This is a genomic window from Actinophytocola sp., from assembly GCF_050699935.1.
GTDB lineage: Bacteria > Actinomycetota > Actinomycetes > Mycobacteriales > Pseudonocardiaceae > Actinophytocola.
This window is the reverse complement of the sequence record NZ_JBOHGB010000065.1, coordinates 1-15720: the sequence shown is the minus strand read 5'-3', so window position 1 is coordinate 15720 and position 15720 is coordinate 1. Positions and strand designations below refer to the sequence as shown.

13 protein-coding genes and 1 pseudogene are annotated in these 15720 nt (G+C 71.6%); 8 read left to right on the top strand and 6 right to left on the bottom strand.

What is annotated here, in order from left to right:
• Nucleotides 1-13: 13 nt before the first annotated feature.
• From ACRDTB_RS20950 to ACRDTB_RS20930, 5 genes are all read right to left on the bottom strand, one after another.
• Entirely contained in the window at nt 14-457 is a 444-nt protein-coding gene (locus ACRDTB_RS20950) for a response regulator (RefSeq protein ID WP_431432718.1), read from the bottom strand.
• Nucleotides 458-556: 99 nt separating this feature from the next.
• Nucleotides 557-1174 (bottom strand): TetR/AcrR family transcriptional regulator, encoded by a 618-nt coding sequence (locus tag ACRDTB_RS20945; RefSeq protein ID WP_431432716.1) that lies wholly within the window; start codon nt 1172-1174, stop codon nt 557-559.
• 31 nt (nt 1175-1205) lie between these two features.
• A complete protein-coding gene (locus ACRDTB_RS20940) occupies nt 1206-1991 on the bottom strand; it encodes a Rieske (2Fe-2S) protein (RefSeq protein ID WP_431432715.1) in 786 nt (261 codons plus the stop codon).
• 23 nt (nt 1992-2014) lie between these two features.
• Nucleotides 2015-2689: a DUF6529 family protein gene (locus ACRDTB_RS20935; RefSeq protein ID WP_431432714.1), complete on the bottom strand. Its 675-nt coding sequence runs from the start codon at nt 2687-2689 to the stop codon at nt 2015-2017.
• 126 nt (nt 2690-2815) lie between these two features.
• Nucleotides 2816-3493: a hypothetical protein gene (locus ACRDTB_RS20930; protein WP_431432713.1), complete on the bottom strand. Its 678-nt coding sequence runs from the start codon at nt 3491-3493 to the stop codon at nt 2816-2818.
• 440 nt (nt 3494-3933) lie between these two features.
• Here ACRDTB_RS20930 and ACRDTB_RS20925 point away from each other — a divergent pair, with 440 nt between their 5' ends.
• From ACRDTB_RS20925 to phoU, 6 genes and pseudogenes are all read left to right on the top strand, one after another.
• On the top strand, nt 3934-8307 hold the full coding sequence (locus tag ACRDTB_RS20925) for an ExeM/NucH family extracellular endonuclease (RefSeq protein ID WP_431432711.1): 4374 nt from the start codon (nt 3934-3936) through the stop codon (nt 8305-8307).
• Nucleotides 8308-8505: 198 nt separating this feature from the next.
• Nucleotides 8506-8850, top strand: a pseudogene (locus tag ACRDTB_RS20920) (response regulator); the annotation flags it as partial.
• Between the two features lie 232 nt (nt 8851-9082).
• Entirely contained in the window at nt 9083-9757 is a 675-nt protein-coding gene (locus ACRDTB_RS20915; RefSeq protein ID WP_431432709.1) for a PP2C family protein-serine/threonine phosphatase, read from the top strand.
• Nucleotides 9754-11394: a sensor histidine kinase gene (locus tag ACRDTB_RS20910; RefSeq protein ID WP_431432707.1), complete on the top strand. Its 1641-nt coding sequence runs from the start codon at nt 9754-9756 to the stop codon at nt 11392-11394. Before ACRDTB_RS20915 ends, ACRDTB_RS20910 begins: the two co-directional genes overlap by 4 nt.
• On the top strand, nt 11387-11833 hold the full coding sequence (locus tag ACRDTB_RS20905) for a response regulator (RefSeq protein ID WP_431432706.1): 447 nt from the start codon (nt 11387-11389) through the stop codon (nt 11831-11833). Before ACRDTB_RS20910 ends, ACRDTB_RS20905 begins: the two co-directional genes overlap by 8 nt.
• Nucleotides 11834-11901: 68 nt before the next feature.
• On the top strand, nt 11902-12549 hold the full coding sequence (phoU, locus tag ACRDTB_RS20900; RefSeq protein ID WP_431432704.1) for a phosphate signaling complex protein PhoU: 648 nt from the start codon (nt 11902-11904) through the stop codon (nt 12547-12549).
• Here the strand turns inward: phoU and ACRDTB_RS20895 are convergent.
• Nucleotides 12546-13988, bottom strand: a complete 1443-nt coding sequence (locus ACRDTB_RS20895; protein ID WP_431432702.1) for a hypothetical protein — start codon at nt 13986-13988, stop codon at nt 12546-12548. The genes phoU and ACRDTB_RS20895 overlap by 4 nt on opposite strands.
• Before the next feature lie 186 nt (nt 13989-14174).
• On the opposite strand from ACRDTB_RS20895, the gene ACRDTB_RS20890 reads away from it, so the two are divergent.
• Together ACRDTB_RS20890 and ACRDTB_RS20885 are read left to right on the top strand one after the other, a co-directional pair.
• Entirely contained in the window at nt 14175-14999 is an 825-nt protein-coding gene (locus tag ACRDTB_RS20890; protein WP_431432700.1) for an SAM-dependent methyltransferase, read from the top strand.
• Between the two features lie 352 nt (nt 15000-15351).
• The coding region (locus ACRDTB_RS20885) for a response regulator (RefSeq protein ID WP_431432698.1) at nt 15352-15720 on the top strand (369 nt) is incomplete at its 3' end.

The window sequence follows — 15720 nt, the reverse complement described above, 5'->3', positions numbered from 1 at the left end:
CAGGGGCGGTGCGTCAGCGCACTCTGGGCCGCCCGGAAGGTCTCACGTCGAACGAGCTGTTCCCGGCCGCGACGCTGCGGATCGTGGTCAGCATGTCCTCCAGTACACCGGCCTTCAGCAGGATCCCGGCGCCGCCCGCATCGGCGACCCGGTCGGCGATCTCCCGGTCGGCGGCTCCGGTGAACAGCAGCACCCGCGCCCGCGGCGACGTGGCGAGGATCCGGCCGATCGCGCCCACGCCGTCGCCGTCGGGCAGCCGCCGGTCGAGCAACACCACGTCAGGCCGGTGCCGCACGACCTCGGCGACGGCCTCGCCGACGGACGTCGCGGTGGCGACGAGGTCGATGTCGGGGACGTCCTCGAATGCCGCGACCATCGCCGTCACGACGAGGGAGTGGTCGTCGACCAGGAGCAGCCGAATCGTGCGGGACGTCTGGTCGTTCCGCGACGCCGCCACACGCATCATCCTCCCGGCTAGTGCGGTGGACCCGTGGCCGGGTGTGGGCACTCGGTCTGAGTTGGGCAGAGCGAGTGTAAGGCGTTCCGACGCCCACGCCTACAGACTGTCGGGGACCGGTGCCGGCTCGTCGAGCGTGATGGCCGGGTCGGGCAGCGGGTCCCCGCTGAGGAAGTGCAGGAAGCCGTCGAGCAGCAGCTCCAGGTGGCGGTGGCTCAGGCCGAGGTTGTCCGCCGCCGGGATCCCTTGGATCGGCCGCGAGAGCCGGATGATCAGCATCGAGATGTCGGCCGTGGAGACCTCGGGGCGCAGCGCGTGTTCACGGTGCGCCCTGCTCACGAGCGCGTCGACGGCGGCACGCCCCCGCATCCGCGCGGCGATGACGTTCTCGTCCCGCTGCGCGTGCTCGCGGAGCATCGGGACGACGGCACTCGCCCGCAGGTCGATCGCCTTGTGCATGTAGCGGGCGAGCGCGGCGAACGCGTCCGTCTCCTCGTGCAGCGCGGCCTCGGCCTCCTCGGCGGCCCGCTCCATCACGTCGAGCTTGACCTGGGTGAACAGGCTCGCCCGGTCGGGGAAGTGCCGGTACAGGGTGGCGACCCCGACCTCGGCCCGCCGCGCGATGACCTCCATCGGCACGGCGGGGCCGTACTCGAGGACGAGATCGACCGTGACCCGCAGGATCCGCTCGCGGTTGCGCACGGCGTCGGCACGCATGGCGCACAGGCTACCGCCAGGAAATCGGCTGTCAGGCCAGGGTGATCTGATCGCCTTCGACCTTCACGCTCCGGTACGGCAGCGGCTTCGACGCCGGGCCGGAACGGACCGAGCCGTCGGAGACCTCGAACTTGCTGCCGTGGCACTCGCAGTTGATCGTGCCGTCCTTGATGGCCGTCACCGCGCAGCCCTGGTGCGTGCAGATCGACGAGAAACCCTTGAACTCGCCCTCGACCGGCTGGGTGATGACGACCTGCTCGCCCTCGAAGACCTTGCCACCGCCCACCGGGATGTCCTTTGTGGACGCCAGGCCCTGCACGGGCGGCTTCTCGGCCGGGGGTTCCTGCCCCTCCTCCGGTGCGGTCGTCTGGGCGCCACCGCCGGCGCCGGTGGTGATCTTGCCGTCGGGGGTGACGGTCACCTGCTGCGCGGGCAGCGGCTTGTTCGCCGGACCCGCCGCGGGCTTGCCGTCGGCGATCGCGAACTTGCTGCCGTGGCACTCGCAGTCGATGGTGCCGTCCTTGATGGCCGTCACCGCGCAGCCCTGGTGCGTGCAGATCGACGAGAAACCCTTGAACTCGCCCTTCGCGGGCTGTGTCACGACGATCTTCTGGTCGGCGAAGATCTTGCCGCCGCCGACCGGCACCTCCGATGCCGCACCGAGTACGGTGCCCTCCTCTGCCGCCGCGGAGATGGGTGGCGGCTCGGCCGCGGGTGCGCCGTACCGGGCACAGCCGGCGGCCGTGCCGGCGATGACCACCGCTCCGGCCACCGCCGTTCGCCTCGGCACGCCTCGGGCGCGCGTGTCGTCCGCCATGGGATAACCAACCTCCAGATCAACTACAGCTGCAGACCTACATTCGAGAAGAACCACAGCGACGACGTCAGCCACAGCCCGGTCAGGCCGCTGAAGACGAGACCACCGATCACCGGAAGCACCCAGGGCTTCTGGTCGTCACGCGCGAGCACGATCATCTTGCAGACGAAGACCCCGTAGAAGAAGCAGCCGAGCAGCGAGTGCAGCAGCACGCGGGTGTCGAAGCTCTGGAAGCCCAGCGCGTACAGGCAGTGCGCCGCCACCGGCAGCGAGATCAGCACGGCGAGCCGGCCGGACCACCGGTGCAGCCAGGCCGACGTGGGCCCGCCGCCACGCACGCCGGGGAGGCGTCCCCACATCGCGAGCGCCGACAGCAGCTGCACGATCACCAGCGCGAACGAGGCGCTCGCGAGCCACGCCTTCGCGTGCAGACCGGTGGAGAAGCCGGCCAGGCTGATCGCCGCGCCGGTCGGGTCGTGCGCCGAGCCGTACACACCGAGGGCGACGGCGACGAGAGAGCCGATGCCCATGGCGATGAGCACGCGGCCGAAGTTGCCGCTGGGCGGCTCGTCGGGATCCACCTCCCAGCCGGGACTGGGGCTGTCCCACCCGACGCGCTCTGTCGTCCAGTGCTGCTGGACCGGCTGCGTGATGTCGGCGTCCGTCTCGTTGGTCGGCCAGAAATCCGACGAGCTCATCCGGCGCATCTCATCTCTCCCCGACATGGCGGGGCGAACCCATGACACTCCCGGCCGGCGGCCTCACGGGAGGCGTCGACCTGTGTTGAGTTCGCCCCGAAGCGTGCGATCTGGTCGCGGACCTGCTTACTTGAAGGTGGTGTCCCCGTCCACCTGCTCGGCGTCGATCCGCTGCCCGTCCATGGTCACGCCGCCCTCATCGGGATCGAGCGGCGGCGCCGGCTGGGCCTGCCCGCTCGTGTTCGAGATCCCCACCTGCTGGCCGTTCGGCATGATGATCCAGCCGATCGTGGTCTCGCCGTTCTCGCCACGGTAGAGACCCGCGGGCGGTGGGGCGAGCGCGATCGAGAACGGCTGGGTCTGCCCGAGGTAGGTCACCTCGCCCGCGAGCCGCTCGCCGTCCAGGCCGGCGACGAGGCGGGACGACCCGTCCCTGGACGTGAGGTCCATCTTGCCGTCGACGGCGGTGCCCTTCAGCCACGACTCGACGGACTCGCCGTCGCACAGGTACGCGGAGGCCTGCTCGCCCTTGACCGCGACGGCGATCGCGAGGTCGCTGCCGGTCGCGTCACCGGCGTACATGGCCTCGGCCGGGAACGTGGGCGCGGCCGGGGCGTCGGGCTCGGGCTGCGTCTCGGACGCCTCCTCCTCCGATCCGGCCGGCGGAGGCGCCTCGTTCGACTGCTCGGGCGGCTGCTGGCCGTTCTGGCCGTCTGGCTGCTCGGCCGGTGGCGCGGGCACCTCCACGCCGCCCTGGTCCGCGGCCGTCGGCTCGACCAGGGCGCCCGCCGAGTTGGCCGTCATGAATCCGATGAGGCCACCCACTACGACCAAGGCGGTGACCACCGGGCCACGATGCGTCACAGCACTCTCCTCAGCTCGCTTGCACAGTGGAGCCGTTTTTGGGGCTCACCCAGATACACGGGCGGCTGGGCCGGGCGGTTCAACCCCGACCTCGCCCGGCGGTCGAAAGGGTCGATCGTAGGTATGCGCCGGGCGCGTAGTCGCAGCTCGAGGACCGGCACGGGCCGCGAGCCCACCGTGTGCGGTCGGCGGCGGGTACGCGGATCGGCGCAAGGGACTGATCCGTTCGCCGAGCCCGATCACGGGCGCGGATCGGGCGGCGACCAACCGTCGCCGAAGCACCTAACGATCTCGTCACGTACACCGTGGAGATCATTTCCGGCCACTTCGCGAATCTAGGCTCCGGCCGGTTTCACAGTTCCCCACCGGAGGCCGGCCCCATGCCCAGTGACAGACGTGTCCGTCCGCTCCAGTTACTCGGGGCGCTGACCGCGATCGCGACGATCGCGACCCTCAGCGCCTCCACGGCGGCGGCGGAGGAACCGACCGCGCCGTTCCTCAGCGAGATCCACTACGACAACGTCGGCACTGACACCGGCGAGGCGCTGGAGGTCGAGGGCCCGGTCGGCTTCGACCTGACCGGCTGGCAGCTCGCCCTCTACAACGGCAACGACGGGGCCGTCTACGACACCCGCACCCTGTCCGGCACGGTCCCCGACGCGGGCGTCGTCGTGGCCACCTACCCGACCAACGGCCTGCAGAACGGCTCCCCGGACGGCATCGCGCTCGTCCGACCGGACGGCTCGGTCGCCGAGTTCCTCACCTACGAGGGCCCGCTGACCGCGACCGGCGGCCCGGCGAACGGCATGGCCGCCACCGACATCGGCGTCGCCGAGGGCTCGGCCACCCCGGTCGGTTCCTCACTGCAGAAGATCGACGGCGTCTGGCACGCGCCGGCGCCGCACACGTTCGGCGCACGGGGCGGCGAGGGCGGCGGCGACCCCGATCCGGACCCGGTCGGCTGTGACCTGCCGGTCGACCGCACGATCGCCGAGGTCCAGGGCACCGGCGACACCTCGCCGCTCGTCGGCGGCCAGGTCGTCGTCGAGGGCGTCGTCACCGCCGACCACCGCGCCGGCGGCTACAACGGCATCTACGTGCAGACGGCCGGCTCCGGCGACCGGGCCCCGGCCGCGGGTGCCGCCTCCGACGGCATCTTCGTGTTCCTCACCAGCAACGCGGCCAACCACCCGAGCGTCGCGATCGGCGACCAGGTCCGGGTCCGCGGCACGGTCAGCGAGTTCTTCGGGCTCACCGAGATCTCCATCGCCGCCCGGACCGACGTGCAGATCTGCGCACACGACGCGGCGCTGCCCGCACCCACCGCGCTCACCCTCCCGCTCGACGCGGCCGCGCGCGAGTCGGTCGAGTCGACGACCGTCGCGCCGGTCGGCGGCTACACGGTCTCGGAGGTCTTCAACACCAACCGGTTCGGCGAGGTCGTGCTCGCCGCGGGCGACGACCCGGCGCCTATCCCCACCGACCGGTTCCGGCCGGGCACACAGCAGGCCCAGGATCTCGCCGCCGCCAACGCGCTCGGCCGGATCCTGCTCGACGACGGGTCCTCGGCGAACCTGTCGTCGGCGGGCCAGCAGCCGCCCTACGTCTACCCCGACGCGCCGCTGCGGGTCGGCGACGGCGTGGAGGCGTTCGGGCCCACGGTGCTGTCCTTCGGCTTCGACGAGTGGCGGCTGCAGCCGACCGCACCGGTCACCGCGACCACCCCGGCGATCGACCGCACGACGTTCAAGGCGACGAACCCGCGCACCGCGGCACCCGAGCCGGTCGGCGGCGACATCAAGCTCGCCAGCTTCAACGTGCTCAACTACTTCGTCCACTTCGGCGGCGACGCGCGCGGCGCGGACGACGAGGCCGGCCTCGCCCGGCAGGAGGCGAAGATCGTCGCCGCGATCACCGCGCTCGACGCGGACGTGGTGGCGCTGGAGGAGATCGAGAACTCGGTCCGCTTCTCCGCCGACGACCCGCAGCAGGCGCTCGAGCGGCTCGTCGCCGCGCTGAACGCCGCCGACGGTGCCGGCACGTGGGACTACGTCCGCTCCCCCGCCGCGCTCCCGCCGGCGGACGCGCAGGACTTCATCACCACGGCCATCATCTACAAGCCCGCCTCGGTGACCCCGGTCGGCGAGTCGCGGACGATCAACGACGAGTCCGTGTGGTTCAACGCGCGCGAGCCGATCGCGCAGACGTTCACCGCCGGCTCGGCGACGTTCACCGTGGTGGCCAACCATTTCAAGTCCAAGAGCCCGTCGGACACCGCGACCGGCGACAACGCCGACACCGGTGACGGGCAGGGCGCGTTCAACGGCGACCGGGTCCGCCAGGCCCGCTCGCTGACCGCGTTCGTCGAGGCGCTCAAGGCCGACAGCGGCAGCGACGACGTGCTGCTGCTGGGCGACTTCAACGCGTACACGCACGAGGACCCGATGCGGGCCCTCTACGATGAGTCCTATGTGGACCTCAATGACGGGCGCGAGGACACCTACGTGTTCGGCGGCGAGTCCGGCTCGCTCGACCACGCCGTGGCGTCGCCGTCGCTCGCCGCCCTGGTCACCGGGGTCGACGTCTGGCAGATCAACGCGCACGAGTCGTTCGCGTTCCAGTACGACGGCCACCCGGCCTTCTACGCGCCGGGCCCGTACCGGGCGAGCGACCACAACCCGATCGTCGTCGGGCTGTCCACCGCGCAGCCCGGTCCGGTGGAGCTGCAACTGCTGGGCATCAACGACTTCCACGGCCGCCTCGAGTCGCCGGGCAACGCGCCCGACGGCCGGCCGGTCGGCGGGGCGGCCCAGCTCGCGGGTCTCGTGGACCAGCTGCGCGGGGAGAACCCGAACACGCTGTTCCTCGCCGCCGGCGACAACATCGGCGCGTCGACGTTCATCTCCGCGATCGACCAGGACAACCCGACGCTCGACGCGCTGAACCTGATGAGGCTCGACGCGGCCTCGGTGGGCAACCACGAGTTCGACAAGGGCATCGCGGACCTGACCGGGCGCGTCGCCGACCGGGCGGAGTTCCCGTACCTCGGCGCGAACGTGTACCGCGGCGAGGAGCGGGCCCTGCCGGCGTTCGACGTGCGGACGGTCGGCGGGATCCGGGTCGGCATCGTCGGTGTCGTGACCGAGCAGACCGCCTCGCTGGTCAGCCCGGACGGGATCGCCGGCATCACGTTCCGCGACCCGGTCGACGAGGCCGAGGCCGTCGCCGCCGAGCTGAAGGACGGCGCGGAGGCCAACGGCGAGGCCGACGTGGTCGTGCTGGTCGCACACGAGGGTGCGGCGCCGGAGAACATCGGCTCGGTCGAGGACCTGACGAACGACCCGGTCTTCGGCGAGTTCATGACCGCCGGGGAGGACATCGACGCGATCCTCAGTGGACACACGCACCAGCCGTACGCGTTCACCGCGCCGGTCCCGGGCACCGACCGGCTGCGGCCGGTGGTCCAGGCCGAGGAGTACGGGCGCAAGCTCTCCCAGGTCACGCTGTCCGTCGACCCGGCTTCGAAGTCCATTGTGGACAGCTCGGCGGCACTGGTCGACGTGGTCGGCGTGCCGCCCGACCCGGAGGTGGCCGCGCTGGTGGACCAGGCGAAGGCGAACGCCGACGTGCTGGGCCAGCAGCCGCTGGGCTCGATCACCGCGGACATCGAGCGAGCCTTCACCCCGGAGGGCACCGAGGACCGGGGTGCCGAGTCGGTGCTCGGCAACTTCATCGCCGACGTACAGCTGGCCGGCACCAGCGAACCGGGCCGGGGCGGGGCGCAGATCGCGTTCATGAACCCGGGCGGGCTGCGGGCGGACCTGCTGTTCGCGCAGGACGGTGTGGTCACCTACGCCGAGGCGTTCTCCGTCCAGCCGTTCGCCAACGACGTGGTGACGAAGACCTACACCGGCGCGGAGATCAAGCAGGTGCTGGAGGAGCAGTGGCAGCCCGCGGGCGCGTCGCGGCCGGTCCTGCACCTCGGCGTGTCGAAGGGCTTCACGTACACGTACCTGCCGGACAACCCGCAGGGCCAGCGGATCACGTCGATGACCCTGAACGACACGCCGATCGGTCCGACCGGCACCTACCGGGTCACGGTGAACTCGTTCCTCGCGGCCGGTGGGGACAACTTCGCCACCCTGGCCGGCGGCACCGACCGCGCGACGACCGGTGACAACGACCTGACGATGCTGGTCGACTACTTCGCCGAGAACTCGCCGGTCACCGCCGACCCCGTGTTCCGGTCCTCGGTCGGCGAGCCCGGTCCGCGGTGCGACACGACGATCACCGGGCGGCGCGACGGCCCGCTGACCGTCACCACGGGCCTGACCTGCCTGGAGGAGGCAACGATCCTCGGTCCGGTGACCGTGCGGCCCGGCGCGTCGCTGATCGCGACCGGCGGGCTCATCTCCGGGCCGGTGTCGGCCACGCGACCGGACACGGTCTCGCTGTCGGGCACGCGGGTGATCGGCCCGGTGTCGGTCACCGGCTCGACGGGCGCGGTGCTGCTGGACCAGGCACGGGTCAGCGGCCCGGTGTCGCTGTCGGGCAACGAGGGCGGCGTCACGGTCGACGGGGCGACCGTGAGCGGGCCGGTCTCGGTGCGGAACAACACCGGCGGCGACCACGTGATCGCCGCCAACACGATCACCGGCCCGCTGTCGTGCACGGGCAACGACCCGCCGCCCACCAACGACGGCCGGAAGAACACCGTGCACGGCCCGGCGTCGGGCCAGTGCGCCACGATGTAATCCTGCGCTGAGTAATCCTGCGCCGAACGCCACATCCGGGACGCCGTTCGTCCCGGATGTGGCGTTCGGGGCACGTTGGGCCGACACGGGGCGACCTGGCAGTCTGGGCTCAATACCTCCACGAGCCAGCGTTTACGATGTGTCGACCGTATCGACCGTCGGGGGTCGGCACCCAAGATCAGGACGGGTGGGCCGCTGATGGTAGCTCGGGACATCGCCTTCACCGGGGCTTTCACCGGGGCGTCGCCGGACGACAGACCCGGGCCCGCCCGGGTGTTGCTGATCGAGGACGACGACGGCGACACCCTCCTCGTCGAGGAGCAGCTGCGCGAGGTCGAGGCCGGCGTCGTCCTGAGTCGCGTGCGAACGCTCGCCGAGGCCAAGGCGGCCCTCGCCGGCACGTCCTGCGTACTGCTCGACCTCGGCCTGCCCGACACCCACGAGCTGGACGGGCTGCGCTGGCTGCAGGAGAACGTCCCCCAGGTCGCCGTCGTGGTGCTGACCGGCCGGTCCGACGAGCACCTCGGCGGTGAGGCGGTCCGCATCGGCGCCCAGGACTACCTGGTCAAGGGGCAGGTCGACGGTCGGCTGCTGGCCCGGGTGATCCGGTACGCCATCGAGCGGGTGCGGTCCGACGAGATCCAGCGCCAGCTGCGCGAGGCCCAGATCTACGCCCGGGAGAACGCCCGCCTGGAGCGCGGTCTGCTGCCCTCGCCCCTCGTGAGCGACCCCCGCGCTGCGGGTCACCGCCCGCTACTCCCCCGGCGGGCAGCGGATGCTGCTCGGCGGCGACTTCTACGACGTCGTCGAGGGCGCGGACGGCTGGGTCCACGCGATGGTCGGCGATGTCTGCGGGCACGGGCCGGACGAGGCCGCGCTCGGCGTCTCCATGCGCGTCGCGTGGCGGACGATGATCCTCGCGGCGCACGGTGGAAGCGACACCGGCAGCGAGGCCCTGACCACGATCGACCAGGTCTTCGCCCACGAGCGGTACCGGCCCAGCCTGTTCACGACGCTGTGCATGCTCTCCATCGACCCGACGCGGTCGACCGGGCGGCTCTACCTCGCCGGCCACCCGCCGCCCCTGCTGATCACCTCGGCCGGTGTGCGCCCGGTGGAGACGCGGCGCCGCACGCCGATCGGCGTGGGCAACGGCACGCAGTGGCCGAGCGGCGAGATGGCGCTCGGTGAGGCATGGTCGGTCCTGATGTACACCGATGGACTGATCGAGGGGCGGGTGGGTCCCGGCGACGACCGCCTGGATGTCCACGGGCTCGTCACGCTGGTCGAGTCGGTCCTCCAGACCGGGGCGCCCGACGTGGGCCCGGGCGAACGCAACGAGCGGCTGCTGGACGAGGTGATCGGCCGCGTGCGCGAGCTCAACGGCGGCGACCTCGACGACGACCTCGCGGTGGTCGCGCTGGGCTGGAACCCGAAGGGTGGCGGATGACCCGTCCGGAGTTGGCCGAGCGGGCTCCGGGCCAGGGCGACCACCGCGAGGTCGCCGAGCCGGCGCCGGCACCACCGGACCGCCGTCCCGCCCGGGCGACGCGGTGGCCGCTGCGCCGGATCATCAACGTCGGCGTCGGCGCTCTCGTCCTGTTCAGCCTCGCATCGGTCGTGGTCGGGACCCTCGCGCTGACCAACCTCGCCGACACTCGCGCGCGGGTGGTCGAGCGGATCGACCCGGCCATCCAGCAGGCACTACGGCTCGAGTCGGCCCTGGTCAACCAGGAGACGGGCGTTCGCGACTACTCGCTGGGCGCGCGACGCGACCTGCTCACGCCCTACACGGACGGCCTGGCCGTCGAGCGCGACGCGACGCGGCGGCTCGAGCCGGTGGTGCGCGAGTTCCCGGCCGTGGCGCGGGCACTGGCCGACGTGACCGAGCGGTCGGACGACTGGCGCACGAGCTACGCCGAGCCCGCGATCGACGTGGTCGACGCCACCGGCAGGCCGACGGTCACCACGACGAACGTGGACGCCGGCCGGGTGTACTTCGAGGCGGTCCGCTCGTCGCTCGACGACCTGCGGGCCGCGCTCGACGACGCCCGCGGCAGCGCCACCGCCGCCCTCGACCGGTCGTCGACCACCCTCGACGTCGTGTGCGTCGTGATCGCCGCCGGCTTCGCGCTGATCGTGGTCGCGCTCGCCGTCGGGCTGCGGCGCGCCGCCATCCGGCCGGTGTCGCGGCTGGCGGCGGAGGTCCGCACGGTGGCCGACGGCGACTTCGCGCACCGGGTCGAGCAGAGCGGGCCGGCCGAGGTGCGCAACCTCGGCGCGGACGTCAACCAGATGCGGGAGCGAATCCTGCACGAGCTGTCGGCCGTGCGGGCGGCACACCACGAGCTCGACCTGCGCACGCAGGACCTGGAACGGTCGAACACCGAGCTGGAGCAGTTCGCCTACGTCGCCTCCCACGACCTGCAGGAGCCGCTGCGCAAGATCGCGAGCTTCTGCCAGCTGCTGCAGCGGCGCTACGCCGGCCGGCTCGACGAGCAGGCCGACCAGTACATCGCCTTCGCGGTGGACGGTGCCAAGCGGATGCAGGAGCTGATCAACGACCTGCTCGCGTTCAGCCGGGTGGGCCGGATCCCGCGCGACGCCGAGGAGGTGTCGTGCACGACCGTGCTGGAGCAGGCCACGAAGAACCTGGCGACCATGATCGAGCAGTCCGGCGCCACGATCGAGGCGGATGAGCTGCCCACCGTCCGGGCCGAGGTGCCGCTGCTGACCGCGGTGTTCCAGAACCTCGTGTCCAACGCGATCAAGTTCCGCCGCGAGGACCCGCCGCACATCGTCGTCGAGGCCCACCGGGACGGCGACTTCTGGGAGTTCTCGTTCACCGACAACGGGATCGGCGTGGAGCCGGACTACGCCGAGCGCATCTTCGTGATCTTCCAGCGGCTGCACGGCAAGGCCGAGTACCCGGGCACGGGGATCGGCCTCGCGATGTCCCGGAAGATCATCGAGTACCACGGCGGCCGGATCTGGCTCGACACCGAGCACCGCCCCGGCGCGCGCTTCCGCTTCACGCTGCCGGTGCTGGCCGAGCAGAACGACGAGGAGACCGACACCGATGGCTGACCCCACCCCGCTGGACGTGGTCGACGTACTGCTCGTCGAGGACGACGACGGCGACGTGCTGATGACGAGGGAGGCGTTCGAGTACCACAAGGTCCGCAACCGCCTCCACGTCGTGAACGACGGCGTGCAGGCGCTGCAGTTCCTGCGGCGGGAGGGCCCGTATGCCGACGCTCCGCGCCCGGGGCTGATCCTGCTCGACCTCAACCTGCCGCGCCGCGACGGCCGCGAGGTGCTCGCCGAGCTCAAGGACGACCCCGACCTCGGGGTCATCCCGGTCGTCGTCCTGACCACCTCCGAGGCGGAGGAGGACATCATGCGCAGCTACCGGCTGAACGCCAACGCGTACGTGAGCAAGCCGGTTGACTTCGACCGCTTCATCGAGGTGGTCCGGCACATCGACGACTTCTTCGTGACCGTGGTCAAGCTCCCCCACGCCTGACGCGGGTTTGGCAAACGCGATCCCGGGTATGACGCCCGCTTGGGTCCGTACTCGAGGAGCTCGGGATCATGCGGGAGGAGTTCCACGCGCAGCTGAGCGAGCTTCGCGCGCAGCTGGGCGACATGTGCGACCTGGCCGCGGCGGCGATGCGGTCGGCGACCGTGGCGGTGCTGGCGGCCGACGCGGATCTGGCGAGCCAGGTGCTCGCCGGGGACACCGAGCTCGACCGGGCCCGCGACCGGTGCGAGGAGACCGCCCAGCAACTGCTCGTGCTGCAGGCGCCGGTCGCCGGCGACCTGCGGCTCGTGCTCACCGCGGTGTACTGCACGGACAAGATCGAGCGCATGGGCGACCTCGCCGCGCACGTGGCCGACGCGGTACGCCTGACCCATCCGGACCGGCCGGTGCCGGGCGAGCTCGAGGAGGAGTTCGCCCGGCTGGGCCGGATCACCGTCGACATGGCCGAACGGCTCGCCGAGCTCGTCCGTCACCCGCACGAGTGCGGGTTCGCCGAGCTGAAGGAGACCGACCGGACCGTCGACGCCCTGCACGCGAACGTCATGGCGACGATCACCGACCCCGGCTGGCCGCACGGCGTGCCGTCCGCCATGTCGGTCGCGCTGCTGGCCCGCTACCACGAGCGCTTCGCCGACCAGGCCGTGTCGGTGGCGCGGCGCCTGGACTTCGCGATCACGGGCCAGGTCCCGGCCTCTTAGCCCCGCATCACGATGAAGTCGCCGTGCCCGCCATAGCCCAGGACCGGCTCGGCGTACTGGGTCCCGTCGAAGGTCAGCAGCCACCAGCCGGGCCCGTCCGGAACCACCATCGGGTGCGGGATGTTCGTGCCGTACGGCGCGTTCAGCGTGCCCAGCAACCGCATCCGCAGGTCGTACACCTTGTACTGGCGCGCGTCCCCGTCGCTAGCGAGCACGTGCCAGGTCGAGCCGAACCTCTGCAGGATCGTGCCCTCGGTCTGGTCCACGGACGTGTCGGCGCCGGCCAGGGACAGGCCCTCGGCGTAGTCGGCACCGCGCGGGCCCACGGCGAGCGCGGGGTGGAACACGAAGGCCGGCTGCTGCGCGGGACTCTCCACGAACGCGACGTGCCACCGGCCGCCGATCCTCGTCAGCGCCGGGTCCCACGAGCTCACCGACGTCGGCAGCGGCAGCGGCTCGGTCGCCAGCACGTGCACGCCCGACAGCACGTTCGCCGTCGTCGTGGCGTGGCGGATGTGCACGCCGCGGAAGTCGAAGTCGCCCCATGAGCTCATCGCCACGACGAACCGGCCGCGGTCGTACACGATCTGGCCGGCGTGGTCGCCCAGCACGACCCCGTCGCGCGCGAAGAACAGCGTGGCGACCTGCTCGAGCCGGGTCGGGTCGGCGAGGTCGAGCGTCCACACCGCCCAGTGCGCCTGCTGGAAGAAGCCCAGCCCGGCGTTGGTCAGCGTCAGGTAGAGCTTGCCGTCGCGGATGTACGGCCGGCCGTCGGCGTGCTGCACGACGTGCGGGTCGCGCACGCCGGCCTGGCCGAAGTACCCGGCCCGAACCCGACCCAGCAGCGCGTCGCCGCGGCCGCCGTAGCCGTAGTTCAGCTGGCCGAGCACGTCCGGGACCCGCAGATCGATCCGCTGGTGCACCGGATCGCGCGAGGTCACGAGCGGCTGCCAGCCGGTGCCGGTGCCGGTCGGGTCCGCGAGTACGGTCACCGCGTTCTCGTTGACCACCACGGCGAACCCGAACGGCGCGACCAGCGACGCGGGCGTCGACGCGACGACCTCGCCGTCCACCTCGATGGTCGCGTTGGCACCGTAGTAGGCGCCGAGCACGGTACGGTCGCCGACCAGCCCGGCGACCACGGCGCCGTCGAGCGAGCGGACCTCCACCAGCACCGAGCCGTACGGCGCCCGCGGCCGCACACCGGTGTCGACGAGGGTGGACCGGACCCGGCCGACGGTCGAGTCGTACTGCACGAACCGCGGGGCGATCAGGTCGAACGGGCGGTACTTCTCCCGGATCCGGAACTCCAGGTCGAGCGGGTCGTCGGCGCGCGTGCCGGCCGGGTCGGCCGAAGCCAGGCCGGGTGCGGCGAGCCCGGTGACCCCGGCGAGCCCCAGTCCGGCGAGCAGGGTGCGCCGGTCGATCTCGTGGACCACGTCGTCCTCCTCAGGCAGGGTGAGAGATCGACGATAAGGTCACCGGCAGGCGCACAGCCATACCGTCCGGGGCGACTACGCGATCTCCGATGACGTTGTGGCACAGGCGAAGCAGTGCCCGGCGTGCTGACCGCGCACGGACGGTGGAGTGACCCCATCCGGCCCTGGTCAGGTAACGTTCCGGACGTGACTCGGGACACGCGGCAAGCAGCGGCAGTGATCGACACCAGCAGGCCGAGCGTGGCGCGGGTGTACGACTACTTCCTCGGCGGCAAGGACAACTACGAGGTCGACCGCCAGGTGTTCCTGCAGGTGGACGCCGTCGCTCCGCAGATGAAGCTGCTCGCTCGCGCCGGACGCAACTGGCTCGTCCGGGCCACCCGCTTCCTCGCCGGGACCGCCGGCATCGACCAGTTCCTCGACCTCGGCGCCGGGCTGCCCGCCGCGGAGAACACCCACCAGGCCGCCCAGCGGATGAACTCCGAGGCACGCGTCGTCTACGTCGACAACGATCCGGTGGTCGCGGCGCACGGCCGCGCGCTGCTCGAGGAGAACGACCGCACTCACCTGGTGATGGCCGACCTCACGAAACCGGATGAGATCTTCGACCACCCGGAGATCACCCGGCGCGTCGACTTCACCAGGCCGGTCGCGTTGATCCACTCCAGCACGATCCACCACGTCTCCGACGAGGAAGGTCCACTGGAGATCATGCGGCGCTACGTCGAGCTGATGCCCTCCGGCTCCTATCTCTTGCTGAGCCACTTCACCGACCCGCAGGACGGCGGCGCGGGCACCGAGCTGGCCCGGTCCGTCGAGGACATTTTCGCCAACGGCGCCATGGGCTCGGGATACTTCCGCACCCGCGATCAGATCCAGCGGTATTTCGACGGGCTCGAGATGGTCGAGCCGGGTCTGGTCCAGCTCAACGAGTGGTGGCCGGACGGCCCCCTCCTGACGCGCACCACGGCCGACTCGGTCGCGCTCGGCGGTGTCGCGCGCAAGCCCTGAACCGCACCGGGACGGCGGTGGGGACGGTGGTCGCGACCGAACAGTCCGAAGTAGACAAATATCGTCGGGACGGTGGTTGCAACCGCCGGCCGGCGGCTGGGGGTTTCCGACCGGCCGGCGGTTCGGGGTCGCCGGCGCAAGCAGGCCGACGTGCGTCGACAGTGCTCTGGGGGATCACACCGCCGGAAACGTCGGCTACTTCCTGGGCTCCAGGCGGCGACCAATCTGTACAACGGAACGACCGGGGAATACGTTCCCGCCACGTCGTGTGGTCTGTCACGTCCGGACGCCCGGCCGGAGGTAGCATCGCGGGTCAGAAGCCCGACCCACCCGTCGTCCAGGGACCTGCCGAATGCCATCGTCGCCGACGACGCCACCGCACCGCGTAATCCTCGTGGAGGACCACGACATGGTCGCCGAGGCGATCGGGCTGGCGCTGGACCAGGCCACCGGCATCACGGTCGTGGCCAGGGCGAAGTCCATCGCCGAGGCACTCACCGAGACCGAGCGTCACAGGCCGGACGTCGTGGTCCTCGACCGCCGGTTGCCCGACGGCGACGCGATCGGCGCGATCGCGGAGCTGTCCACCACCGGGGCCCGGGTGCTCGTGCTCACCGGCGAGGCCGGCGCCGCGGTCGCCACCCGGGTGGCCGAGGTGGGCGGCGCCGGCCTGGTGCTCAAGTCCGCCCGGCTCGACGAGCTCGAGGCGGCGGTCCGGCAG